General features: G+C 62.7%; 19 protein-coding genes. 11 read left to right on the forward strand and 8 right to left on the reverse strand.

From position 1 onward, the window contains the following. Window positions 1-65 precede the first annotated feature (65 nt). Window positions 66-971 carry a universal stress protein gene (locus EA187_RS00640; RefSeq protein ID WP_127778830.1) on the reverse strand — a complete coding sequence of 302 codons (906 nt, stop codon included), beginning with the start codon at window positions 969-971 and terminating at the stop codon, window positions 66-68. A 187-nt stretch (window positions 972-1,158) separates the two neighbouring features. Here EA187_RS00640 and EA187_RS00645 point away from each other — a divergent pair, with 187 nt between their 5' ends. Then, window positions 1,159-2,442, forward strand: a complete 1,284-nt coding sequence (locus EA187_RS00645) for a glycosyltransferase family 4 protein (RefSeq protein ID WP_127778831.1) — start codon at window positions 1,159-1,161, stop codon at window positions 2,440-2,442. 144 nt (window positions 2,443-2,586) lie between these two features. Here the strand turns inward: EA187_RS00645 and EA187_RS00650 are convergent, their stop codons facing one another. Then, window positions 2,587-4,416 (reverse strand): serine/threonine-protein kinase, encoded by a 1,830-nt coding sequence (locus EA187_RS00650; protein ID WP_127778832.1) that lies wholly within the window; start codon window positions 4,414-4,416, stop codon window positions 2,587-2,589. Window positions 4,417-4,551: 135 nt separating this feature from the next. On the opposite strand from EA187_RS00650, the gene EA187_RS20895 reads away from it, so the two are divergent. Beyond that, a complete protein-coding gene (locus EA187_RS20895; RefSeq protein WP_115603419.1) occupies window positions 4,552-6,027 on the forward strand; it encodes a class I SAM-dependent RNA methyltransferase in 1,476 nt (491 codons plus the stop codon). A gap of 73 nt (window positions 6,028-6,100) precedes the next feature. On the opposite strand, the gene EA187_RS00660 is transcribed toward EA187_RS20895, so the two are convergent. Next, window positions 6,101-6,532: a hypothetical protein gene (locus EA187_RS00660; protein ID WP_115603418.1), complete on the reverse strand. Its 432-nt coding sequence runs from the start codon at window positions 6,530-6,532 to the stop codon at window positions 6,101-6,103. 391 nt (window positions 6,533-6,923) lie between these two features. Between EA187_RS00660 and EA187_RS00665 the strand changes: the two genes are divergently transcribed. Together EA187_RS00665 and EA187_RS00670 are read left to right on the forward strand one after the other, a co-directional pair. Further along, on the forward strand, window positions 6,924-7,856 hold the full coding sequence (locus EA187_RS00665) for a DUF4388 domain-containing protein (RefSeq protein WP_164855866.1): 933 nt from the start codon (window positions 6,924-6,926) through the stop codon (window positions 7,854-7,856). Further along, window positions 7,819-8,709, forward strand: coding sequence for an NAD-dependent epimerase/dehydratase family protein (locus EA187_RS00670; RefSeq protein ID WP_164855867.1), 891 nt, complete (start codon window positions 7,819-7,821; stop codon window positions 8,707-8,709). The genes EA187_RS00665 and EA187_RS00670 overlap by 38 nt, the downstream gene beginning before the upstream one ends. 36 nt (window positions 8,710-8,745) lie before the next feature. On the opposite strand, the gene EA187_RS00675 is transcribed toward EA187_RS00670, so the two are convergent. From EA187_RS00675 to EA187_RS00695, 5 genes are all read right to left on the reverse strand, one after another. Then, window positions 8,746-10,731 carry a diguanylate cyclase gene (locus tag EA187_RS00675; RefSeq protein WP_127778835.1) on the reverse strand — a complete coding sequence of 662 codons (1,986 nt, stop codon included), beginning with the start codon at window positions 10,729-10,731 and terminating at the stop codon, window positions 8,746-8,748. A 290-nt stretch (window positions 10,732-11,021) separates the two neighbouring features. Continuing rightward, the gene (gene phnE, locus EA187_RS00680) at window positions 11,022-12,635 is read right to left on the reverse strand and encodes a phosphonate ABC transporter, permease protein PhnE (RefSeq protein WP_127778836.1); all 1,614 of its coding nucleotides are present in this window, start codon (window positions 12,633-12,635) and stop codon (window positions 11,022-11,024) included. 35 nt (window positions 12,636-12,670) lie between these two features. After that, a complete protein-coding gene (locus EA187_RS00685) occupies window positions 12,671-13,627 on the reverse strand; it encodes a phosphate/phosphite/phosphonate ABC transporter substrate-binding protein (RefSeq protein ID WP_127778837.1) in 957 nt (318 codons plus the stop codon). Window positions 13,628-13,865: 238 nt separating this feature from the next. After that, a complete protein-coding gene (locus tag EA187_RS00690; RefSeq protein WP_206524144.1) occupies window positions 13,866-15,008 on the reverse strand; it encodes a 4-hydroxyphenylpyruvate dioxygenase family protein in 1,143 nt (380 codons plus the stop codon). A 180-nt stretch (window positions 15,009-15,188) separates the two neighbouring features. Further along, entirely contained in the window at window positions 15,189-15,791 is a 603-nt protein-coding gene (locus EA187_RS00695) for an HD domain-containing protein (protein WP_164855868.1), read from the reverse strand. 82 nt (window positions 15,792-15,873) lie between these two features. Here EA187_RS00695 and EA187_RS00700 point away from each other — a divergent pair, with 82 nt between their 5' ends. The 7 genes from EA187_RS00700 to EA187_RS00730 all read left to right on the forward strand — a co-directional run bounded on the left by EA187_RS00700 (window position 15,874) and on the right by EA187_RS00730 (window position 24,800). Then, window positions 15,874-16,782: a Rossmann-fold NAD(P)-binding domain-containing protein gene (locus tag EA187_RS00700; protein ID WP_127778839.1), complete on the forward strand. Its 909-nt coding sequence runs from the start codon at window positions 15,874-15,876 to the stop codon at window positions 16,780-16,782. Between the two features lie 238 nt (window positions 16,783-17,020). Beyond that, window positions 17,021-17,899 carry a Flp pilus assembly protein CpaB gene (gene cpaB, locus EA187_RS00705; RefSeq protein WP_164855869.1) on the forward strand — a complete coding sequence of 293 codons (879 nt, stop codon included), beginning with the start codon at window positions 17,021-17,023 and terminating at the stop codon, window positions 17,897-17,899. 253 nt (window positions 17,900-18,152) lie between these two features. Next, window positions 18,153-19,532: a pilus assembly protein N-terminal domain-containing protein gene (locus EA187_RS00710; RefSeq protein WP_164855870.1), complete on the forward strand. Its 1,380-nt coding sequence runs from the start codon at window positions 18,153-18,155 to the stop codon at window positions 19,530-19,532. A gap of 12 nt (window positions 19,533-19,544) precedes the next feature. Beyond that, a complete protein-coding gene (locus tag EA187_RS00715; protein WP_127778840.1) occupies window positions 19,545-21,395 on the forward strand; it encodes a TadA family conjugal transfer-associated ATPase in 1,851 nt (616 codons plus the stop codon). Between the two features lie 176 nt (window positions 21,396-21,571). Next, window positions 21,572-22,426 (forward strand): type II secretion system F family protein, encoded by an 855-nt coding sequence (locus tag EA187_RS00720; protein ID WP_127778841.1) that lies wholly within the window; start codon window positions 21,572-21,574, stop codon window positions 22,424-22,426. Window positions 22,427-22,477: 51 nt separating this feature from the next. Continuing rightward, the gene (locus EA187_RS00725; protein ID WP_127778842.1) at window positions 22,478-23,407 is read left to right on the forward strand and encodes a type II secretion system F family protein; all 930 of its coding nucleotides are present in this window, start codon (window positions 22,478-22,480) and stop codon (window positions 23,405-23,407) included. 58 nt (window positions 23,408-23,465) lie between these two features. Beyond that, window positions 23,466-24,800: an FHA domain-containing protein gene (locus EA187_RS00730; protein ID WP_127778843.1), complete on the forward strand. Its 1,335-nt coding sequence runs from the start codon at window positions 23,466-23,468 to the stop codon at window positions 24,798-24,800. Window positions 24,801-24,809 lie beyond the last annotated feature (9 nt).

Here is a 24,809-nt window from a genome sequence, read left to right on the forward strand (position 1 = left end):
GCTCATCGGCGCGCCACTCTACTGATGGGGCAGAGGGGCAGCAAGGCAGATGCGAAAAGTCGGGCTCACTCCTCGGTGTCGACCGCCGGAAAAAGCACGAGGGTGCCGGGAGCGTGTCGGACAACCCCGCGGGCCACGCCACCTAAAAACCATTCGGCGACCCGGGAGCGGCCGGTGCAGCCCAGGAAGATGATGTTGGCGTCGAATTCCTCGGCTGTTGCCAGAACTTCGTGGGAGGGGTAGCCGGGGCGGACCTCGGTGGTGAGCTGAGCTCCGAGATCGAGGGCGTCGGCCAGGCGATCGAGCTGGGCACGCGCGACCTTCTGGGTTTCTTCAAGGTGGGTGACCAGTGCGGCCGGATAGGCGCTGGGCTCGACCAGCGAGGGAGTGGAGCGAGGGAGTTCGATGACGTGCAGGACGTTGAGGTGCCCTCCCTGGTTGCGGACCGTGTCGGCGGCGAGCTCGACAGCACCGGTGGCCGAGGGGCTGAAGTCGGTGGGAGCGAGCGCGCGGGCATCGCCCTCCCAGGCAAAGCCGTCAGGGTGCACAATCGCAAGCGGGCAGGGGGGGCGGTGGGCCAGGCGCTCGGCGGTGGATCCCATGATCAGGCGCGAGAGTTGGCCGCGCCCGGAGACGCCGACGACCAGCCAGTTGGCTTTGTTGAGCTGAGCTGCATGCACAAGCGCACCGGCCGGGGCGCCGATCTGAATGGAGATCTCAACGTTGATACCGAAGGTTTCGACCTGGCTCATCCACTCGCGAAACTCGTCGCGGAGCGCGTCGGTGGCATCTTTGTCACCGCCGCCGGAGGCCACCCGCAAGAGCGAGAGCTCCTCGGGGCTGATGGCGTGCACGCCCACCAGACGCACCGGGCGACCATCCTGCTGATGCAGACGCGCCAGGCGCGCGGCCCAGCGGGCGGCGGGGATGCCATGTTCGGAGAGATCGCTGCCGAAGAGAATCGTGGTCATTCAAAACTCCAGTGTGTCGCCAATCATCAGAGGGCCGAAGTCATTGTGGCCCCATTATAGTGGTAATGAGGAAGACCAAAGCAAGGGCAGGTCGGCAATCGGAGGGTCAGGGGCGGTTTAACTTTACAGCGGAGGCGGGCGTTCGTAGCGTCTGGCCGCGACGACCCGCACACCCCAACGAGGCGTTATGATTCACGAGAGCATGTTCTCCCGACAACAGGTCTATCCGGCAGTCTTTGTGGGGCGAAGCTCCGCGGAGATTGCGCGCCGTTACAGCCAGCGATTCAAGCGTCTGGCCGACGCGGGATTTGAGATTCATGTGCTGGCAGCGGATGACGGTGGCTTCGATGCACTTCGGCGTCAGGGGGTGCAGTGTAAGGCGATTCCGGTGGCGAGCCCGCGTAATGCAGCGGCGCTGATGGGGGCGTATTTCATCGTTCAGGGGGTGATGCTCGAGCTGAGGCCTGTGCTGGTACACATCTTCTCGCATCGGCTGGCCTGGCTGAGCGCGTTTGCGGCTCGCCAGGCCGAGGTGCCGGCGTTGTTTGTGACTCTGGAGTATCACTGGCTTGAGGAAGAGCCGGTGCATCTTCCGCTGGGGCCGATGGCGCTGGTCACCTCCAATGAGGGTGTGCGAGCGGCCGAGGAGCGCATCAACGCGGTGGTGGGCTACCCCTGGCGTAAGGTGATGTTGCAGGCGTATGAGCGCCTCGGCACGCAGGTCGATCGTTATGTGGTGACGACGGAGTTTGATTTTCGCCTGCTTCAGGACCTGGGGCTGGTGGCACCCTCGCGCCTGGAGGTGGCGGTGGGGGGCGTGGGCGTTGATGTGACACGTTATCGGCCGGCCAGCGGCGATCAGGACGAGGCGCGTCAGCGAGCGCGCGAGGCGCTCGGGTTGCCGACGCATTGGCGACAGGTAGTCGGGTGGGTGGGGCCGGTGAGTAGGCGCCATGGGGCCGACGATCTGGTGGCGACCGTCAAGGCACTGCGCCGCACGCACCCCTCGCTGGGCTGGGTGATCGCCCCCCGCGGGACGCTTGCCGACGGGCAGGCTCGCCGCCTGCGGCGGCTCGCGGACCGCGGCTGGGTGCGGCTGGTTCACGGGGAACGCAAGACCGACGCGAATTTCTACCAGGCGCTCGATGTGATGGCGTGTTTTGGCACGACCTCCACGCCCATCGACGGTGTGCTGGAGGCCGGGGCCTGCGGCGTGCCGACGGTGGCGTACAATACGCCGGCGACGCGTTCCTTGATCGTCTCGGGAAGCACGGGAGAGCTCGTCCTTGAAGGCGATCAGCCCACGTTGACGAGTGTGCTCAGCGCCCGGCTGCGCGCTCCGGAGCTGCTCCGGGGCCAGGGCACGAAGATGCGCGAGCGGGTCGAAACGTTCTTTCGTCGCGAGAGCAGCGATGACCAGATGCTACAGCTCTACGATGCGGTGCTCGGCGCAAAGCTCGTCACCTCGTAAGCCCGGGAGCATCGTCCGAAGGCCGCGCGAGAGTGCCTGGGGGCCGACGCACACGGGGGGCTTTAAAGGCGCGTTGTTCTTGGCATGATGGCGGTCACGACCGTCAACGTGCATCTTCGGATGCGCGCCGGTGGAGGAAGGTGCTCAGGGGGTCTCAAATTCAAAGTGAAGCTCGCTGATCGGCGCGTCCAGGGTGCGGGTCTGCTCGTCGTTGGCGTTGAGACGCGCGCCGATTTTCACGGGGAATTGCGACGCTTTGAGTTTGAGGTCGACGGGGCTAAAGCCCTGGGAGTTGCCGTTGAGGAGCACCCGGAGCGCGGGGGGAGAGGTGGTTACCCGCAGGGTGTAGGTGGCCTCGGTCGGCGTCTGCTCCTCAAGAGCCTCGGCCCGGGCGCTCCGGGGGACCTCGGTGGGCGACATCAGCAAAAAGGCCGCCGCGCCAGCAAGCGCCAGCGCGATGAGACCGAGCCCCAGCAAGGGAGGGGCGGACTTTTTGGCTCCCGGGGTCGGAGTGCGGTGGGCACCTGCCCGGGGGGGCCGAGGCTGGATCGGTCCCGAAGCGGGGGAGGCGGGGCGGGGCTGGGTGGACGTCGCGCTTGTGATTGCGGGCTCGGGCGCAACCTCAACGGCATCGGGGATGTCGTTGTAAGCCTCCGAGGGCAGCTCATCGAGCCCTTCCGGCACCGGTTCCTCAATTGAGATGCTGGCTGAGCGCGAGGCAGCGGCGGTGTCTGCGGGGGCAGGGTCGTCGTCCTGGCCGAAGTTCAGTTCGGAGGCAAAAAGATCGTCAACGTCGGCGTCGTCTGAGAGGAAGTCGAGCGGCGACTGGGTGTCGATGCCCAACGCGCTTCCATCGCTGAGCGAGCGCAGACCGCTCTTTTCGGAAAGGAAGAGCTCGTCGACATCGCCGGCGTCATCCGAAGAAGCGGGCACCGGCGCAAAGGCGCGCGCCGCGTCGTCAGACTCAACCTCGCTTTCGGGGGAAATCATAAACGGGTCGGAGGGCATCTCCAGGCCCGGCGTCCTCCGCGGGGAATCGTCGGTTTCAACCTCGGAGCTGACAACCACCGAGGAGGGGACCGGCTCCGGCTCGATGGCCGGAGGTTCGTAGACGAAGCGCTCTCCTTGTTGGTTGAGGATGTCGCAGGCCGTCGCGGCGTTTTGGAGGCGAGCGTCTCGATCTTTGGTCACGAGCATCGACAAAAAGGTGCGGAAGCCTTCCCCGGCGTCGACAAAGTAGGGAAGTTCGGGAGGCTCGGGCGCGAGCTGACGAGCGATAAGCGCGATGCGATGGTCTTCAGGGTAGGCCGGTGTACCCGTGAGCATCTCGATGGCGATAAGTCCCACGGTATAGAGGTCGGCTGCCGGTGTGAGGGTACGCTCGCCAAAGATCTCAGGAGCCATGTAGCGGACCAGCCGGCGCGAGAGGTGCGACTCATCGAAGGCTTCATCGCCGCTGGAGAGTTCGTAGAGCTTCCAGATCTGAAAATCGACCACCGAGAGCAAGGGCGGCCCGCCGGGCCGTGGCGCGACCATAACTTTGGAGGGGCGCAGGATGCCGTGGGTCAGGTTGACCTGGTGGGCGGTGTCGAGCGCGTAGAGAAGTTGCTGCATCAGCGGCAGCGTGACCTTCAGAGAGAGCAGCCCCTGCTTCTTCAGGTAGGTGTCCAGGGGCATCCCCCGGGCCCACTGAGTCACGATGTAGGGAAATCCCCGGATGGTTCCGTGCGCGTAAGGTGTTGCGATGGTGTCGCTCTGGAGTGCGCGGAGTTCGGCGGCCTGGCGGGCAAATCCGGTCGGGTTTGCCGGGCCATCCTCGCCCATGGGAAAGATGCGAATGGCCACGGGACGATCGCCAAGGTCGAGATCGCTGGCGCGAAAGACGCTTCCCCAGCGCCCCTCATGAATCAGGGATTCGAGGCGATAACGATCATCGATGAACTCGCCGATCTTAACGCGAGGTTGAACTACCATAGAGCTTCCGGCAACGTCTGGGGAGGGGAGAGGGCAGTCGGGCGAATCTTAACAAGGGTTTACAGTTCCGACAAGAATACTCACTTTCGAGAGGCGCGCAGGCGCGCTGAACTTTGCACGAGATATCAAAGCGTTATGAATCAGGCAGCAGAACGGTCGGCTGGCGAGTCTCCTTCGCTGAAAGATGTGCGTGAGCGCGGGGAGTTGGAGGTTTCTATCGACGACTTCGGGTTCACCGGGGAGGGATATGTTCGGCTGGAGGATGGCTGGCTCTCGGTGCCTGGTGCGCTTCCGGGGGAGCGGGTGAAGGTGCGGGTGCAACCGGGCCAGCGCGAGGGGGCGCGGCGCCTTTACGCCGATGTGGTGGAGGTGCTTGAGCCTTCAGCAGAGCGTCGCGATCCGCTCTGTGAGCGCGCCGCGATCTGCCGGGGATGTCAACTCCGGCATATCAGCGTGGACGGGGAGCTTCGATTTAAAGCCCGGGGCATTGCCGAGGTTGTGGAGAAGTTCGCCGGGTTGAGCAGAGCCGAGCAGCCGGAGGTGGAGATCCTCACCCCGCAGCCCACCGCACGCGGCGATGCTTTTCGGTATCGGACGTCGTTGAGCTATCGGCGAGTGGGGAATCGGGTGGAGTTGGGGCTGTACAGCCCGGCGAGTGAGGGATTGATTTCGATGTCGAACTGCCCGGCGTTGACGGTGCAGACGCAGCGCGTGGTGGGAGTGATTGAGCGCTCTTTTGAAGGGCAGAGCACGCTCCCCTGGGATGGTGAGATGGCCCGGGAGGTGGCCGCGCAGGTGGATGGCTTTGAGGTGGCACCGGGGGTTGAGCTGATTCGTCTGGCCGTTCCCAATCACGGGGTGGGGCTCGTGGAGGTGCGCCTGACGGAAGCACGTGATGAGGCGCAGTTTGAGGGCTTTTGCACCTCTGCACCGCTGGCGAGCTGGCTGGGGCGGCTTGCCGAGGCCCTGCCAACGCAGGTGGGGCTGGCTGTGGGCAGCGGCGCGTACCGTCGCCAGCTCAAAGAGCCGAATCGGGTGCGGATCCCGCTGGGGCGCTTGCAGATGGAGGTGGGCTACGATGACTGGATTCACGCCACGCTGGCGCCGGCCGAGGTGCTCTATGAGGCGGTGGAGCAGTGGTTGGAGCCGGGGCGGGGTGAGCGTTTTCTGGATGTGGGGTGTGGCATTGGCAGCATTGCTTTGCTGATGGCGCCCCGGGTTGGCGAGGCGGTGGGGCTGGATCAGAATCAGGCTTCGATTGAGTCCGCGGAGATCAACGCGGTGGGCCACGGGATCGCCAACGCACACTTTGTCGCCGGCGGGTGGGAGACGGGACTGCGGCGTCTGGCGGCCGCTGGCGAGCGTTTTACGTTGGCCACGATCAACCCGATGCGCGAGCCCCTGGGGCGCCGTGCGCTGGCCTACCTCACCATGCTCGGCGTGGAGCGTCTGGTATACCTGGGGCCCTCGCCGGCGGCGGCGGCCCGCGACCTCGGCGCGCTGCGTGAGATGGGGTGGGAGATCGATCGGCTTGCGGCGGCCAACCTGCATCCGGCGACCTACCACAGCATGCTTGTGGCGAGGGTGCGGCGAGGGGGTGGGGAGCGCTGATCTGGCGACGCGAAAACCTGCAAAAAAAAACGCCGCGCATCTGCGCGGCGTTTTTTTTCTACCTCAGGAGAACTCAGTCTTCGAGGTGCGGACGGTAGTACTGCTCGCGGATCGTCTCCACGGCGAAGTGCAAGAACTTGTCGATGGCGTCTTCGGGCACATCTTCGATGGCGCCTTCGATCTGGCCGTAGTGGTTGATCGGAGCATTTTTGATCTGGACGCCTTCCAGGCCGCTGACGAAGTTGTTGGCGCGGTCGCGCAGCTCGTCGGAGAGATCTTTGTTGGGGTGGGGCTTGATGTGAAGGAAGACCTCACCCTTGGTGTTCAGATCCATGACGGCGTACTTGAGCGAGCCGTAGCGGATGTTGAAGCCGCCGACTTTTCCGCCGCCGGGGGTCGCATCGCAGCCGAGCTGACGGGCTTTGATGATGGTCTTCATCATGGCCTCGCGGCGTTCGTCGCCACCGAGTTCCTGGGCTTTGGAGAGAATTTCGAGAGTATCCAAGTGTCCTCCTCAACTGCTGTGGGCCCGGACGATCCAGGCACCGGCGGGCGGTGACGTGGAGAGCATCGCGGGGAAACCTTACAAAGATAAAGGCGCCGGGCAAGTCAAAGGAAAGAGCCGGGGCGCCGAAAAAATGTGTGCGATGTCGATTCCATCCGTCACCGGACATACCGTAAAAACGCCGCAAAACGATCCCCTATTTCTGCCGGATGATCAAGGAGGGAGTTTAGGGGTGACGGGGCGTTGCTGTGCGGGATGTTCCGGGTGCTTAAACTCAGGACGGAGCGCAGGATCGGTGGCGAGCAGGGCCCGGGGGCCATGGCGCGCATGGGAAGGGATCACGAACTGATTCGGTCAGGGGGAGAACATGGGAGTGTCGGGGGGAAGGTCGTTGGCGATCGGACTGATCGGCACCAGGGAGCGCACGGTGGCGTCGCTGGGGGCGATGCTTGAGGCCGGGGGCTATGAGGTGCGATTGGCCTCACGAGGGGATGTGTCGGAGACGTTGCGAGAGCTCCAGGCTTCATGTTCGGCGGTGGTCGTCGAGGCGATCGAAGCCACAGCGCTCTCCGATGCCCTGGAGAAACTGGCTGGCCAGGGGCAGGGCGGGGGTATTGTGACGGTGACCGACGCGCGTGAGGTGAGTTTGCGGGTTCGGCTGGTGGAGGCGGGCGTAGGCGATGTGGTCGCGCGCCCTCTTGCCGGAGCGGAACTCCTGGCCAGGCTGGCGCGGGTATGCGCGAGGGTGGTGCCGGAGTTGCGTGGAGCATTGAGGGTGGCCGGGCTGAGCGAGGTGCTCATGCTCCTTCACCAGCAGCGTGCCTCCGGAGAGCTTCAGGTTCGCGCTGAGCGGCTCACAGCGACGGTGTGGCTGTGGCGAGGCGTGCTCCTGGGAGCGCGGGCCAGCCGTGGCCTGTGGGGCGAGAAGGCTCTCTTCCGGGTGTTGCGCGTGGTGGAAGAGGCCGCCGGAGTCTTTGAGTTTTACGAAGGCGATCCGGGCCCGGCCGATCTTGGGGGGGCGCAGTTCGATCCCCTGCCCACCTTGATCTTACGAGCTGCCCAGCATGCCGATGAGTTTCGCGCGCTGCGCGCACATCTTCCCTCAGGGCCATTGAGGCTGGTATCGGCCCTGACCTATAATGAGCGTTGCGCCGAGGTGAGCCGGTTGCTTCAGCGCAACCCTTTACGGAGCTGGAGCGTTGATGCCCTGATCGACGCCAGTCCCTTGCTGGATCTTGAGATCGCCCGGCAGCTGCATGAGGCGCTCACCCTTCACGAGGTTTGCTGTGACCCACCCCCTCGCCACGACCCTGCAGGATGTTGATATGCGCACTCAGCGCGCGCTTGTGCTGGGGGCCGGCGGCAGGCTGGGAGGCCATCTGGTCGCCGAGTTGAGCCGGCGCGGATGGCCGACACGCGCGCTGCGCCGCTGGCGTTCGGCCCCTCCCTCCGTACAGCTTCGGGGCGTGGAGGACGCAGTGGGGGATATCTTCGATCCGGTCTCGCTGGACCAGGCGCTGGCCGGGGTCAACCACGTCTTTTATTGCGTGGCGCTCAGGCCCGAACATCGTGGCGAGACGTGGATGGGTCGGGCGGTGGAGGGGATACGACGCACCCTGGAGGCCGGGCGGAGCGCGGGGGTTGACCGGGTTGTCGTGGTCAGCTGTGCGAGCACGCTGGCTCGCGTGGCCCCCGGGAAGTTCGCTGACGAACGCGGTCATTACCTTCCCGGGACCAGCGATGACCCGAACCTCGAGAGCAAGTACGCCGTCGAACAGGAGTGCTACCGCTACTTCGCCGATGGCATGGATATCGTGATGGTGCTGCCCACCCTGATGGTAGGGCCCGGGATTGACTTAGGCCCCTTCGCCTCGCTTGATGTGCCGTCGGAGCAGCCTTTGAACATCGTTGATGTGCGTCAGGTGGCCTTTGCTACCGCGCAGGCGCTGCAACACGGCCGAAGTGGCGAGCGCTACATCATCGGAGCGAAAAATACCGTCGCCGCTGAGGTTTTTGAGGGGTGGGGCGCATCCGATACGTCGCGTTGGTTTCGAGCCGAGCCTTCACCGCCGCGTGACCAGGCCATCGTTTCACGGGGGCAGTGGGTCAGCAGCGCGCGTGCCTACCACGATCTGAAGCTCGATGAACGCCTTGAGGGCTCGTCACTCCCGTCATGATGCGATCGCTACGTCATCCTCCGGTGGAGAGCGAGGTCAGGCGATCGGGGGGCGAGTTCGGCCCATCTCAATGCGGCTACGGCCGTTCTTTTTCGCACGAAGAAGGCGAGCGTCGGCCACGCTGAAGAGCGTCTCGGCTTCCTGTCCGTCATTGGGAAACGCAGCCAGTCCAGCGCTGAAGCTCACCGAGAAGGTGGTATCCTGATCGCCCTCAAAGATCATCGCGCTGAATTCGTCGAGGACCCGGCGTAGCGCCAGCGCCGAAGTCTCCAGTCCCTCGTCGACCAGCACCACCACAAACTCTTCGCCCCCCCATCGTGCCCGCAGATCCTCGATGCGAAATCGGTCCTGAAGAAGGCGTCCCAGCGTGGCGAGTACTCTGTCGCCTACCAGATGTCCGTGGCGGTCATTGACGTCTTTGAAGTGATCGACGTCGAGGATGGCAAAGACCAGCCTGCGTTGGCGGCGGGTCACTTCGGAGAGGCGCGCAGCGAGCTGTTCGAGAAAGGGCCGTCGGGTGAGAAGGCCGGTCAAAAGATCGCGATCGGAGCGTTCTGCCGCCTGTCGGGCACGTTCAAGGCGAACGCTCAGGCGAACCGTCAGCTCATCTGGCGAGATGGAGGTGCCGATCACGTCGTCGGCACCGGCCCGGTACGCCGCGATGCGTGTAGCCGCGTCACACCGGGGAGCGAAGAGCACGATGGGAATCTCACGCCAACTTGCCACGGCTCGAAGTGAGCGGCAGACGTCGGTGGCATCCATCCCGGTGAGTTCGGAGCTGAGCAGCACCAGGTCGGGACGATGGTGCTCCAGGGCATCAAAGATCGTCCGGGTATCGGGAAGATACTGGATCGCCATATCGCGATCGCCGAGATGCTCCGCGACCCTGGCGGCAAAATCGCCTCGCGGATCGACCACCATCACGCTGGCCTGAAGCGAGCGTCGAAGGGTGGTCAGCCGTCGGGCGATCTGCGAGAAACTCACTGCACTCACCGGACGGGGGGCCACATGCGAGGCACCGGCCCACAGCCCCTGGACGCGATCCAGAATGCCGGACACATCACTCACCAGGGCCAGGGGCAGATGGGGCAGTCCCGAGGCTTTTTGCAACGTCGCGATGCTCTCCGAGAGCGACTTCTGGGAGTCGCTGTCTCCCGGGGTAAGGATCACGCCAGCGAGCAGCGGTGTCTGCACCTTGCTGGCAGCCTCGGCCACCGAGGTGGCTGTGCGAACCGGGATCATGAACTGATCGGCAAACCCGCTGATGCGACGCAGGTAGTCCTGATCCTCGTCGATGACCACAACAGTGAGCGCGCGACTCTGGCTCTCGGAACTCAGCGTGGTGGTGGGGGTGTTGAGTTGGGCGGCACGCACCTGTGCTCGTAGCGTCTCCAGGATGGCCGGTGCCATCTCCGCAAATGCCTGGCCGCTTGAGGCCTGTGCGATAAGCCCCGAGAGTGTGCGCGCCACGTCGTCGAGTCCGTGGTCACGGGCGGCGTCAAGCACCGGGCGGGCCGTCCGCGCCAGCACCTGGCCGGAGTGCGTGCCTCGTGCCACGTCCTCGGCCAGGAGACTCAGGTGGGCGACCTCCTCGTCGAGACGCGTGACAAAGTCGAGCCGACGTGAGCCTTCCTCCAGCACGGCCACGGACTCTTCGTGGAGGGAGCCGAGCGCAACCTCCTGCGACGCGTTCGACTTCAGCGTCTGCTCGATCGCGCCCACAATCGTTTCCGCGGAACTCCGGGCGGGCAGGCAAAGGTCTGCATGGGCGCACTCACCCAGCGCGACGATACGAAGATGAGGATGGCCGCTGAGGAGCCTCTCGGCCAGGGCGGAAGGTTCTTCCGAGAGTCGTGTGACGTCCATAATGAACACGTCGACGCTCCGGAGCAGTGCGTCGGCGTCCCGGCGGATATGCTCGGGATTGAGTTGAGTGAGCGCAACGCAGCGATCGGCCAGGAGTTCGCGGAGCCGGGAGGCTCGCTCATCTTCTGGCAAACTTGTGATAACGATGTGTCGCATCTCAACCTTCGCGCGCGATCCAAATCACCATGAACATATGCGCTATGTGCGTTCGTTGATGACGCGCGGGCGGGCGGCATCAAGCGCTGCGTTGCGGGGCCTCCAGGGTGCCGGAACGCGTGTTGCCTTGTGTGCGCAGGTTGCGTCGTACCTCAGCTTGCGGTGCGCAGCACCGAGGTTGCGCGAAGCTCAACATCGCGCCCCGGGACGGCGCGAACGTCGTGCACTGGCAACGTCTTTTGGAAGGTAAGAGGCTGCAGCCGCTATTCCACCCTGAATGTGAACTCTCGTTATCCCGAGAGGCGCGCGCGCAGCCGGGAACTCGCCGCGTCCAGCAGCGTTACAACCGCCAGAAGAAAGAGCAGGGCGGTGGCCGCCCGGTCATACTGGAAGTTGTTGATGTAGGTGTAGAGGTAGAACCCGATGCCGCCGGCACCGACCACACCCAGAATCGAGGCTGCCCGCACGTTGTACTCGAGCATGTAGAGCGTGTAGCCCAACATCAGCGGGAGTACCTGGGGGAAGACGCCGAAGCGAAAGCGTTGCAGCGGGGTGGCTCCCACCGTCCGCAGCGCCTGCAGGGGACGAGGATCGATCGACTCGATGCCTTCGTAGTAGAATTTGCCCAGGTAGCCGGCCGCATAAAAGGTCAGCGCCAGAATACCCGGAAAAGGTCCCAGACCTACAATCGCCACAAAGAAGAGCCCCCAGATGATGCTGGGAATGGTGCGCAGCAAGTTGAGGATCAGGCGCGCTCCCACCTGAAAGGGGCGTGCCGATATGTTACGCGCGGCGAGCGTGGCGATGGGCAGTGAGACAATCGCGGCGAGTGTGGTGCCGATAAGCGCCATCTGCACCGTCTCCAGAAGACTTTTCCCCACATTTTTGCTCACCGAGAAGTCCGGAGGGAGCATCCGAGAGAGGAAGTTCGCAGCGTGATCGACGTTGCCGAAGATACGGGTCACCGAGAAGTCCACGCCCATCGCCGACCAGATATACAGGCCCGCGATCAGGAGCATAAGTACCAGGTAAAACGAGGTCTTGCCCCAGAGCCCGTCGATGGGAAGTGGCGCGGGAGTCGCGGCGCTGGAGGCGTCCTGTTCTCCGGCCGCAGAGGGAGCGTCGGGTGCGACTTCTGTGCTCAGGTTTCCATCGGTCGCCCCGCGACTCTCAAGCTCTTCGAGCAGGCGACAGCCCTGATCGGGATCGCCATCGAAGAGGAGCCGACCGTGGTGCATCACGAGGACCCGCGTGGCGAACTGACGCGCCATGTTCAGATCGTGCATCACCATGACCAGCGCGCGCTCCGAGGTCGTCGCATCGCCACCTGCCAGGCGTTCAATCGATTGCCGGGCCCAGTGCACGTCGAGGCTGGCGATCGGCTCATCGAGGAGCATCACCCGGGGGTTCTGATGCAGCAGGCGCGCGATCGCCACGCGTTGCTGCTCTCCGCCGCTGAGCCGTGAGCTGCGCGTATGAATGCGCTCCTCAAGGCCGAGCTCTTCGAGGAGAGCGCGGGCCTGATCGCGATCTTCGCCAGGAAAGTGAAGCAGGCTGGCCGCCGAACGCTGATGCAGCAGGCGGCCGCAGAGCACGTTTTGAAGCGCGCTGAGCTGCGGAACCAGCCCGTAGTTCTGAAAGACCAGGCCCACCTGCTCATACATCGCACGCGGAGGCAGGCGGTCGGCCTCCATGCGGAAGCCGGCCACCTCGACAGACCCGGAGCTCGGGCTTAGAAGCCCACTGAGGACGCGCATCAGCGAGGACTTCCCTCCGCCGCTGCGGCCGATGATCGCCACGCGTTCCCCGGCGTCGACCTCGAAGGAGATGCCACGCAGCGCTTCGACGCGTTGCGCGTCGCGCTCATAGCTCAGATGGAGATGTTCAACCCGTATAACGCTCAAGGGGTTTGTCCTGCAGTGTGTGGAGCGCGTCTCGTTTAGAAGCGCGCCTCAAAACCGACCAGATCTCGCATACGCTTGAGCTCACTGACGTGCTCGTCGTGGCTACGCTCAATGATGCGTTCGGCACCGTAGACGCTCTTGAGCAGCTCGGCGTTTTCCGGTTCGTTGAGAGCCAGGAGGGCGTCTCGTACCTTATCTTTGACCTCCTGCGGGAGGTCACCGCGGATGGCGATGCCATGGGTAGGCACCGGACCCTGGCGTTCAATGACTTTGACGTTGGCGCGCTGTTCCTCATCGAGGTACTGGTTGAGCGCGTAATCGGAAGCTGCCGCAGCGTCAACCTGACCGTTGACAAGAGCAAGCAGGGCCTGCTGGTAACCACCGGCGTAGGTGACGTTACTGAAGAATTCGCTCGGATCCTGGTCCGCCTTCAGATACCCCTCATCGATGACCTTGCCCAGGGGGAAGAGATAACCGGAGGTCGAGGTCGGGGAGGTGAATGCGATGGAGCGGCCCTTTAGGTCGGCGATGGAGTCAATATCGCTATCGGCCAGCGCGTACCACTGCGAGTAGTAAAAGGGGTTTCCGCCGCGCTCTTCAACAACGAGCAACTCGGCACCGGCGTTCTCGTGAGCGACCAGGTAGGGAAGCCCGCTGAAGTAGGCGACGTCTGCGTTATCCGAGCGAAGCGCCTCGACCACCGCCGAGTAATTTGTCGGCAGAAAAATCTCGACCTCGTAGCCGGTCTGCTCCTCGAGGAACTCCGCCATGCGCTCAGCGTCGAGCTCCAGCGCCTGCGGATTCTCCTGGGGTTGGAAGGCAAAGGTCAGCTCGATCGCTTCGGCGGCCTCTCCTTCGGTGGCTTCGGCGGTCGCTTCTTCGGTGGTTTCGGTCGGCGCGGCCTCGTCTTTCTCGCAGGCCGCGAGCACGAGGCTGGTGCCCAGTAGAAGGGCCAGCGAGGGGCGATGAAGTCGATGGATGTGTGCCATCATATGCAATCCTCAAGCGAAGGAGAGGGACAACGCCGGGGCGAACTTCGCCCGACGCACCGGATCTGGACGACATAGATGGTCGTTGGTGCGCCGGTCGTCAATAAGAAATTGAGAATTGATTTCAATTGAGCCCGGGTTCGGGGCCCCAGAGTGGCACAGGCCGACATCGGAATGTCGGCCTGTGCCGGATGATGCGGGTGCGCTCCGGGCCCCGAGCGGGGCGCGGAGGGGCGAGCGATCAGATGCGGCCGCGCTCGACCTGGTCGCGCTCAATGGCTTCGAAGAGGGCGCGGAAGTTTCCGCCGCCGAAGCCCTGGTCGCCCTTGCGCTGGATCAGCTCAATGAAGAAGGGGCCAGCTTCGGGCTGATCGTAGTAGATGGCCGCCTCCTTCATGAAGATCTGCAGGAGGTACTTCTCGTCGGCGCCGTCGACCAGGATGCCGTGGTCTTTGAGCACGTCGTAGTCCTCGTCGATCTTGGAGACGCCCTGCTCCGCCATACGTCCCGGAGCGGCATCGTAGTAGCTCGGCGGGGTGTAGAGGAATTCTACGCCTTTGCCCTCCATCTCCTTGATGGAGCCGATGATGTCATCGAGGTTGAACGCCGCGTGCTGCACACCGCCGCCACCGAAATCTTCAAGGTACTTCTGGATCTGGGAGGCGTTGAAGAAGGGGCGCTGAGGCTCGTTGTTGGCGAACTTGATGCCGCCTTCCGGATCCCACATGACGATCGACTTCAGACCGGAGCCGGACTGGCGGGTGGGGTCAATGTCGCTGGTGTGGAAAGCGATATCCCAGAACTGCTCCATACCCAGCACGTCGCGGAACCAGTCCACAAGGGGCTTGAGCGTGCGCACGTTGGAGGTGAGGTGGTCGATGGTGGTGAAGTTGAAGCGGTTGGTGCCGCCGGTGTTCACCGTCTCGTAGCCGGCATCGTAATCGGTGTAGCCCTTCTTCTCGACGAAGCCGTAGGTGGTATTGCCCAGGGGCGTGGCGATCTCGAAGGAGCGACGGGTGCCGCCACCGGCCTCATCGGTCCGGATCTCGTCGATAAAGGTCGCACCACGTTCTTCGAGGCGCTTCCAGGCCTCTTCGATGTTTTGCACGGCGAAGTTAACGGTGCCGATGCCGGCGGTGTGAAACTTGCGGTGGTAGGCCGCCCAGCTGTCCTCGCGCTGCGACTCGACGCACTCAATGATGATGTCGCCAGCCGCATAGACTTCCGCCTTATCACCGGTCTTCTCTTCCCAGGCCGGGGTGGAACGGGCGACAAGTTTGAAGTCCAGCATATCGACGTAGAACGTGCGGCTGCGCTCGAGATCGAGCGTGACAAAACGAAGACCGTCGTAGCCGGTGATGCCGAGGTTCTTAATTTGCGACATGTGCGCCTCCAGAGTGTGAGGGGTAGAAGCCGTTGAGCGCTGTGCGTCCAGCCTGCGAATGCGTTGCCTCAACGTGCCGGGGGGATAGACCGCCGATCGAACTAGCTTAATGTCGCACCCCTGTAAAGACGGTGCTTCGTTGGCGTGAGGGCGGCTCGTGAGTTTGAGAAACGCGGGGCTTTAGTCGAAATGAGCGTCGAACCAACGCCTCTCTTCGTAACGTGTCCGCAGGGCGTCGAAGACGGCGCGGGCCAGGGGGATGCCGCGATCGTCGAAGGTGTCGTGGTCGTCAAAAAATCGCTCGACGTCGCCGCGTCGTTGCTGACGGTACTCCAGCGCTTTGGCCAGCATCTGAATGCGGTCGGCCACTTTAACGATGCGGGCCTCCAGGGTTTGTCCCTGGCGATATTCGTCAAAGGCCTGGCGCCAGGCGGGCACCGCGGCCAGGATGCGATCGGCTGCGCGATCTTCTGCCCTGTCGACGGCGTCTTTGCCGATGAGCTGCTTGACCGGGCGCGGGAGGTCGGTGAGCATCGCCTCGCTTAAGTCGTGGACCAGCGCGATGCGCATGACGCGCTCGACGTCGGGTTTAGGTTCCGGGTGGTGATCGGCCAACCACAGGGCGACCACCATCACGCCGTGCACGTGAGCGGCGATCGATTCGGGACGCTCCACCCCGCAGACCTGCCAGCCGGTCCTGGGCAGTGCTTCCAGTCGCTCAGCGCGACTCAGGAGCCGAAGGAGCTCCTCGGCGTCGCCGGGCGATGTGTTCTGATCTTTCATTCCCATCTCCGTCGTGGCGAGGATGTCGAGGGCGCATCCTCACGTGTCATCGTCGATGGGGAGTTTGAACTGTGAGACGCAGATGGCAAGTCAACAACGTGGAAGAGCAGCGATCTGCGGGGCCGATGAACTCGTGGGCGGACAGATCGCTCGCCGCCTGGTGGATGAGGGCGTCGAGGTTCGGGCGCTTGTCGATGCCGACGCGCCACGCTGGCATCTGGATGATATCGAAGTGGACTGGCGCGTTCATTCGCGTGCTCATCAAAGCGCTCAAGCGCTGGAAGCATCGCTCGTTGGATGCGGCGTCTTCTTTATCGCCGACGTCGCTCGCCATGCCCGCGGGGCACCCGACGCATCGACGGCCCGTCGCATTGCGGTGCGGGAGCTGAGGATGCGGCTCGACGCTGCGCTGGCCGCTCAGGTGCCGCGCGTCGTGGTATTGAGTGGGCAGCAGACGTTGGAGCTCGGCGCCGTGGAGGGGCCTCCTGCGCGGCCCGATGAGACAGGCACCTCGGTGCGGGAGGCTTTGATCGCGGTGGAGTCCGAGATCTATCGGTATGTGGCCTCGGGGATGCACATCTGCCTTGTCGTAGCCTCGCCAGCGCTCGGGCCTGGCGATGTATACGCTGAGCACGTGAGCGCCTTTGTGCAACCTCTGGCGGGGTGGGATGGCTTTGTCCAGATCTGTGATGCCCGCGATGTGGCCCAGGTCGTGATCAACGCTGCACGCCGTGGCCGCGCCGGGCGGCGTTATCCCTTCCTGGGAGAGGCGATCACGCTGGAGCGCTTTTCGACGCTCCGCGAAGAGCACGGCGGGGGCGGGCGGCCCGTGAACCCGGAGTGCCACTGGCCGCCGGCCTGGGCGCAGCACCCGCACGCCCTTAAAAGCGAGCTGGCCGCAGGTGAGCTGGGCGTTCGCACGCGGCCTCTGGCGTTAACACTGCGAGACGCCGCAAGGTGGTACCGTCGCGCCGGGATGTTCGTTTTTTAAGCGCGTCGCAGGGACTGGAAGCTCGTGAGGCCATCTGGTAGGCTTTCGCTTTACACGAGCTACGTTATCATCGAGGCCGGACCACTGTTGGAGATGGAATATGGTCCGAGGCTCGGGTCTGACTTGCCCCTGTCGGGCGAGTTGGTGTAGGAAATGCAGTTAAGCATAGATGAATGCTAACCGGCAGTCGCGCGGAGCGCGCTGCGATGCTCAGGGCTCTCGGCGAGGAGAAATTAGAATGGCCAAGAAGAAACTACTTATCGCGGCGGTCATCGTCGGCGCGTTTGCTGCCTTCCTGCTCTACCTCTACACGGCGCAGATTCAGGAAGAGAAAGACGAGCTGATGGCCAACCCCCGCGAGGTGATCGTGGCAGCGCGTGATATCGCTTCCGGCACCTTGCTGACGCGCGAGCACATCAACACCAAGACGGTGCCCGGGCAATTCTTGCCGGCCAACCCGCTCTTGAGCCAGGACCTTGAGATCTATCTGGACATGCCGGTGAGCGAATCGATCCGCGAGGGCTCGATGATTCTCACCAGTGACTTTGCCGTCGCCGAGGTGGCACGCACCCTCTCGGGTCGTATCCCGGCTGGCGAGCGCGCGATGACGATCCCGGTGGATGCGATCTCGGGGGTTTCCGGTCTTCTGCGCCCCGGTGACCGTATTGATATCCTGGGAACCTTTCCGGTGGGCACCGAGGATAACTTGATCCCGGAGGCGGCTGGAAATGACAGCATCGGCTATGTGACGATGAACCTGCTTCAGAACGTCACGTTGCTGGCTGTCGGTCAGGAAGTCTCCGACATCCCCAGCGGAGATTCCCGCGGCAATCGTGGACAGTACAGCACGGTGACCCTCTCGCTGACGCCGAGCGAAGCCGAGCTCTTGGTGATTTCGCAGACTCGCGGAAAGCTGATGCTGCTTTTGCGTCACCGCGACGATATCGAGGCGGTCACGGTCACCAAGACCACGCTCCGCGAGGTGCTTGAAGAGCTGGAAGTTATTAACCGCGACCGTCAGAAGCGCGTGGAGCGTCGTCCCAGCTGCGGCCCGAATCAGAAGATGAGCGGCGGCAAGTGTGTCGACACCATCGAGTTTTTGCGTGGTGGTCAGTAAGTGAGCTGAGCGCACGACGCGAAGCCATCGAATAAGGCGTGCTCCCGGAGTCGGGGGTGCGCCTTTTTTTCAACTGGAACGAATTCGCCTCGTTGACCGGGTTCGCAACGAGGTGAGGGGCGGGTTTTTCGATTGCGTTTTCTGAGACTTCGCGCGAGACTGCCCCCGTTCTATAGCCTAGTCGAGCCGGCAGACCGTCCTGGTGTGCGGATTGCTGAAGTGAATGCACTGGTATGCAGCTGTAAGGAGAAGCATGAAGACGCTTGTAAGGGTAGGCGCGTTGTGGGCGATCTTGTGTGTGGTGATGCCCCTGCTTGTGTGGCCGATGGACTCGGCGCACGCTCAGGAGACGGTAGTCCCCGACCATGAGTTTACGATCGCTGTGGGTGAGACGCTGACGATCAACGCGCGTGGTGTGCGCCGTGTCTCCATCGGCTTGCCCGATGTGGCCGATGCACAGACCAGCAACGACGCTCAGTATCTTTTCATTTCCGGTAAGCGCGAAGGCGTGACCACTGTCAATATCTTCTCGGGCTCGGGCGACGACCAGCGCACCCTGCTGATCCGCGTGGTCGGTGTGAACCCGACCTCGCTGGCCGAAGAAGTGCGGGCGGTTCTGGGCGATCGTGCCGGTGTCGATATTCGCGTCGTCAAAGGCCGCGTGCTGATTGAGGGCGAAGTTGCCAGTGAGATTTTCCAGCGCAAGATCGACCGCCTCACCGAGCTCTACCCCAACCAGGTGCTCAACTTCGCTACCTACCGTGAAGCCTTCGTTGAGGGCGCGCGCATGGTGGCCATTGATGTGTATTTCATTCAGCTGGCCACCACCAATCAGGACAACCTGGGCGTGCGCTGGAACCAGTTCATCGGCTACAACCTCACCGGTGGTCAGGGCGATGTGCCCCTCTACTACGAGGCTGGTGACCTGGGCCCGGGCGTGTTGCCTGCGGAGTCGAGCCAACCGCCGCGCCCGATGGCACTTACCGGCGGCAGTGGCCTGACGACCTACTCTTCGCTGGTCGGTAACCTGAACTTCGCGCTGGACCTGCTGGTCGATACCGGCATGATCAAGACGATTCAGAATGCCACGCTGGTGACCGAGGCGGGTACCGAGACGACCTACCATTCCGGCGGCACTCTGCTGGTTCCGGCGATCACCGCAAATACCACGACCTACGAGGCGATTCCCTACGGGTTGAAGCTCGCAATCACGCCGGTGCTCGACTTTGAGAATCGCGTCAAGCTCACCGTCGATCTTCGCTTCAGCGAACTCGACTATGCCAATGCTGTCGGGCAGGTTCCCAGCCTTCGAAACAACGATATCACCAGCACCGTCAACATGATCGAAGGTCAGTCGGTTCTGGTGAGCGCGCAGGACAATACGAGCATGACCTCCAACGAGCGGGGCTTGTGGCTTCTGAGCCGTATCCCTATCCTTGGGTGGGCGTTTAAGAGTCGCAACATGTTCAACCAGCAGACCAACAACGCCTTCTTCATTACCCCGCGGGTTTACGAGCCCGGGACCGATTTCCACCGCACCCTGGTGCAGGGTGTCTTCCAGCACCTGCTCGATGGGGGCGCTCAGGCCGAAGATCTGCCGGAGCTCTCCAACGCGCAGCCTCAGGGTGAATAAGAGGCAAGGCCCATGAAGCAGATTCGCGTTCTCGATAACCGCGGCCAGGAGTACCTCTTCCCGCTGGATAAGCCGGTGATGGAGGTCAGTATTGGCCGCAGTCAGAACAATGATATTGTTCTGAACAGTAAGACGGTTAGCCGTCGTCACGCGATCATCAAAGTGATGGGTGAGCGCGTGATGTTGGTCAACCAGTCGGCCAACGGCGTCTTTGTTAATGGCGAGCGCGTTGAGCGGGTGCGTGAGCTGCGACTGGGCGAGTACGCGGCGATTGATCCCTACCGATTCTGTGTCGAGCCGGCCGGGCCGGGGGCGCTTCCTTCGCCCTCGCCGGCAGGCTACGGCCCGGGTAATAACCGGGCGACGATACCGCCTTCCGGCCGTGCCACGCCCCCGCCGGCATCGGCCCGACAGGCCGCATCCGGTGGTGTGGCTACCGCGTCGCGGCCGGAGCGCCGTCCTGTGGCTCCCCGAGACATCAAAAAGAAGGCCGAGACCGTCGAGGAGCTCCTTGGTGATCTGGCGCCCAATCCGGATTATCAGGAGCAGCGCGTCAGTCTTCGCGGCGAAGAGGTCGTGATCCACGATCGCAAGGTGCGAAACGCTTTCATCGGCTTTAAGTCCGAGCTGCACGACGAGCTGAAAGAGCGCCTCGACCTGCACAGCTTTCAGATCACCGATTACAGCTCGCCGCGGGTCATTCGGCAGGTTTCTGAGAAGCTCAAAGAGCTTATCAGCCGACGCCAACGCGAGATCCCGCCGCCGTACACCCCGGACGAAGTCTTTAAAGAGATGATGGATGAGGTCTGCGGTCTGGGCCCCATTGAGGACCTCGTTAAACACAAGGGTGTCTCCGAGATCATGGTTGTCGACCGCGAGCACATCTACGCCGAACTCAACGGCAAGATCGTGCTTACCGACCGCATCTTCAACGATGAGAAGTCGATGATGACGGTTATTGAGCGTATCGTCATCCCGCGTGGTCGACGCATCGACGAGTCCAACCCGCTGGTCGATACGCGTCTGGCCGACGGATCGCGAGTCAACGCAGTCATTCCGCCGCTGGCGCTGAAAGATCCCTGCCTGACGATTCGTAAGTTTCCCGACGAGCGGCTCTCGGTTAAAGATCTTATCAACTTTGGCAGCCTTACCGATGAGATGGCGAAATTTCTCGCCCGTGCGGTTCGCTCCAAGAAAAACATCATCATCTCCGGAGGAACTGGCTCCGGTAAGACGACGCTACTCAACGTCCTCTCGGGCTTTATCGGACAGACGGAGCGCGTGGTCACCATTGAGGATGCCGCTGAGCTTCAGATCTACCAGGAGCACGTCATCAGCCTGGAGACCAAGCCCCCGAACCTGGAGGGCAAGGGCGAGATCGGGATCCGCGAGCTGGTCAAGAACGCGCTTCGTATGCGTCCGGACCGTATCGTCGTCGGTGAGTGTCGTGGTGGTGAGGCGCTGGACATGCTTCAGGCCATGAACACCGGTCACGATGGCTCCATGACCACGGTTCACTCCAACAGCCCCACCGAGGCGATCGCCCGTCTGGAGACACTCGTTCTGATGAGCGGGATGGAGCTTCCTACCCGTGCGATTCGCGAGCAGATCGCCGGCTCGGTCGACGTGATCATTCAGCAGTCGCGATTCATGGACGGCAGCCGACGCATCACCTACATCACCGAGGTTGTGGGCATTGATGATGACGGATTTGTGAAGCTCGAAGATATCTATCGCTACCGCCAGAAAGGGGTCAACGAGAAGGGGAAGGTCTACGGCTATCACCTGGCGACAGGTTATCTTCCCAGCTTCCTTGATGAGTTCTTGATTAAGGGGCTGGCGAACCCCGAAGACTTCTTTTAAGCGACGGGCAGGAGCTGTCTGGCCCGGGTGAAGTGGGCGGTTGCAGACTCGTAGGCTGCTCGTTAAAGTTTGCTTAGCATCGAAAGGGCTGGATTGGCGTCAGGTCGACCGATTCAAGCCGGTGAGGCCCTGGCCAACCGGGTTGAACAGGGCACCTACAGCGAGGAAAACACACCGTGTTATACTTATGGTTAGCGTTGGCGCTGGGGTTTGGTGCCGGGTTTCTTGCAATCTGGGCCGGAGGTGACTGGATCGCCGAGCGCCTTGCGGCGGAACGTGGCGTCTACGAGCGTATCGTCGGTAAAGAGCTTCACCGACTCTTCTTGCCGGTCTCCCCTCAGGAGTTTGTCCTCATTCATGCCGGCTTTCTGTTGATCTGCGTGCTGGCCGGGGGGCTGCTTTCAAAGAGCGCCATTCTGGGCGTTATCGGTGGTTTTTTGGCCGGAGTTTTCCTGCCTCGAGTCTACTTGAAGCGGGCGTGGGCGAGCCGCCTTGCTGCGATTGATGAGCAGGTCGAGGAGGCGATGGTGTACATGGCCAACAGCTTTAAGGCCAACCCCTCGATGCCCGAGGCGATTCAGGATGTGTGTAACGCGATGGGGCCGCCCATCAGCCAGGAGTTCGGCGTTCTGCTCAAGGAGTACCGCCTGGGTACGCCGCTGGATCAAGCACTTGTGAACCTGCAGCGTCGTGTGCCTTCACGTAACCTGGAGCTTGCGATCTCGGCGTTGGTCATTGGCCGTACCGTCGGTGGTAACATCCCGGAGATTCTCAGTCAGATCTCGGGAACCATCCGCGAGAGCTTCCGTCTTGAGCGGGTTATCGATACCCAGACTGCTCAGGGGAAGATGCAGGCATGGGTTATGGGGCTGATGCCGGCGGTCGTCATCGGGGTGTTCTACAAGATGGACCCGACGCTGATTCAGCCGCTTTTTGAAACCTTTGTGGGCTATATCGTCCTGGGGCTGGCCGGGGTGTGTAACATCATCGGCGTGGTCATGATCCTGAAGATTGTTCAGATCGACGTTTGATCGAGCCGCAGGCGGCCCTGCTGCGGTCTGCTCAACTTGAGCGAGGTACGTGTGAATTCGACGATCATTCTGTTCGGTGCGATGGGACTTATCTTTCTCGCCTTCGCGCTCTTCGTCTGGGGTTTTGTCCCTGAAGAGATCGAGGAGGACGAGATCTACGGTTACCGCCTCACCCGGCGCAAGCGGATGCTGGAGGAGGACGCGCTCTACGCCATGGTGCTTCCGCTGGTGAAGCTCTTTGCTCACTACATCCGCAGCATTCCCCGCCTGCCTTTTGTGGACATGGAGAATCTGCGCTCGTCGCTTCGCGATAAGTTGATGCGCTCGGGTTTTATGGGATCATTTACCCCGAACGAGTTTTTGGGGATGTGCTGTGTCTCCGGGCTCATCGCGTTTGTCTTTGTGATGCTCTTCACGCAGCTGGTCGTCGGGATGGCGAACATCGGGCTTGCCTGCGTGGCGGGGTTTCTTGCCCTGGGCTTCCCCTGGCTCTCTTTGAGTGGCGCGATCAGCAGCCGACTCATCGAGATCGACCGCCGCCTTCCGTACACCGTTGACCTGCTGGTGCTCTCGATGCGTGCCGGTCTGGACTTTATGTCGGCGTTGGACCGGGTGGTTGCCCGCGGGCAGATCCAGAACCCCGACGACCCGATGATTCAGGAGTTGGGTGTTGTGCTGCAGGAGATGCGCGTGGGTACGGCGCGTACGGACGCGTTGATTAACTTGTGTGAGCGTGTCAACTCGGAGTACCTCAACTCGATGGTAGGTGCGATCATTCAGTCTGAGCGTCGCGGTACACCGCTGGCGAACGTGCTTGAGATTCAGGTCGATACGATTCGCAACAAGCGTACAGCTAAAATCGAGAAGGCAGCCAGTCAGGCGGCTGTGAAGATCCTATTCCCGCTGCTCTTCATCTTCGGAGCGGTCATGATCGTGATCATGGGCGCGATGATCATCAAGGTCTCCGGGAGCGGGATGTGATTGAAGAGCCCCGGCAACGATCACCACTCCACGTTTTGCATTTGCGGAAGAATCCTCCATGTCATCCTTCTGGTTAGAGTTCGACCATAACGGTCAGACGCAGAACGCTTCGTTTAACAGCCAGTCCGTGACGATCGGTCGCGACCGCGGCTCGGATTTTATTCTGGACCATCCGACCGTTTCACGGCAGCACGCGCTGATCGTGGAGGAGGGCGGCGGCAACTATCGTCTGGTGGTGCTCTCCCGCGGCGGTCTGACGGCGGTGGACGGGCAACCGGTCAATGGGGAAGTCTCGCTGTGGGACGGTGCGATGCTGACGCTGGGCAAGCACTCGGTCCGTTTTCGTGCGCCTGATTCGGCGGTACGCGGCGGCCATGCTCAGGCAGCGACGCCGCATGCGCAGATGCCTCAGCCCTCCGGTTTTGGCGCAACGCCCGCCGGTGGCGGCTTCGGCCAGCCCTCCGGTTTTGGCGCAACGCCCGCAGGTGGCGGCTTCGGCCAGCCTGCGGGTGGCGGTGCGGGAGGGTTCGGCCAGGCTCCCAACGCCCCGGGGGCATCCGGCTTTGGACAGTCCGCAGGGCAGGGGCAGGGCTTTGGACAACCCGCCCCCGGCGGATTTGCTCAGCAGCCGGTGCCGGGTGGTTTCGGCGCGCCTCCGCCCTCGGCGGCGGCCCCGGAGAAGAAAGAAGAGAAGAGCGGGGACGCTGCGGGGATCATCTCCTGGGATGAGATCGCCGCCAGTGATGAGGCCCTCTCCGAAGGTGACGATGAGGCTGTAGCGAGCGACTACCAGCGTATTCAGTCCGCCAGCAAAAAGGCCGGCGCCAAGCCCGACGAAACAAGTCCGGTGGTGGTGATCGTCGGAGTGCTTATCGCGGTGGGAATGCTCGGGTACACCTTCTTTGGCGGTGGACCCAGCGTCGAGACCGGGGGGGCGGAGCAGGTCGCCTACTCGGAACTTCCTCCGGTGCAGCTCGATGTGGATTGCGTTGCCGAGACCGATTGCATGCGTAAGGCGCAGGAAGCCTATCGGATCGCCACAGATCTTCTGGATAAGCGTGATGTGGAGAACCGCAATCTGTTCGACGGTTATAAGAGGCTGCTCGAGTCGCGTGAGTTGATGACGAAGGGAGGTATCGAGCAGTTCCCCCCGGAGATGCAAGGCTGGCAGGCGCTCCATGATGACGCCCGCGCCCAACTCGACGCCTATTACAAGAATTTCCGGGCTGCCTTTCACAGCGCGAAACAACGCCAGCGCTACATGGAGATGGCCCAGACGCTCAAGCAGCTGGAGGCGTTCTTCCCCGATAAGACGTCGCGAGAGAACCGCTGGGCGTCTGAGATGGAAATGGACATGAAGAGCAGCGGTACCTACCCGCGGACCATGCGTTAAAGGCGATAT

The sequence above is a fragment of the Lujinxingia sediminis genome (genome assembly GCF_004005565.1).
GTDB classification, from domain to species: Bacteria; Myxococcota_A; Bradymonadia; order Bradymonadales; family Bradymonadaceae; genus Lujinxingia; species Lujinxingia sediminis.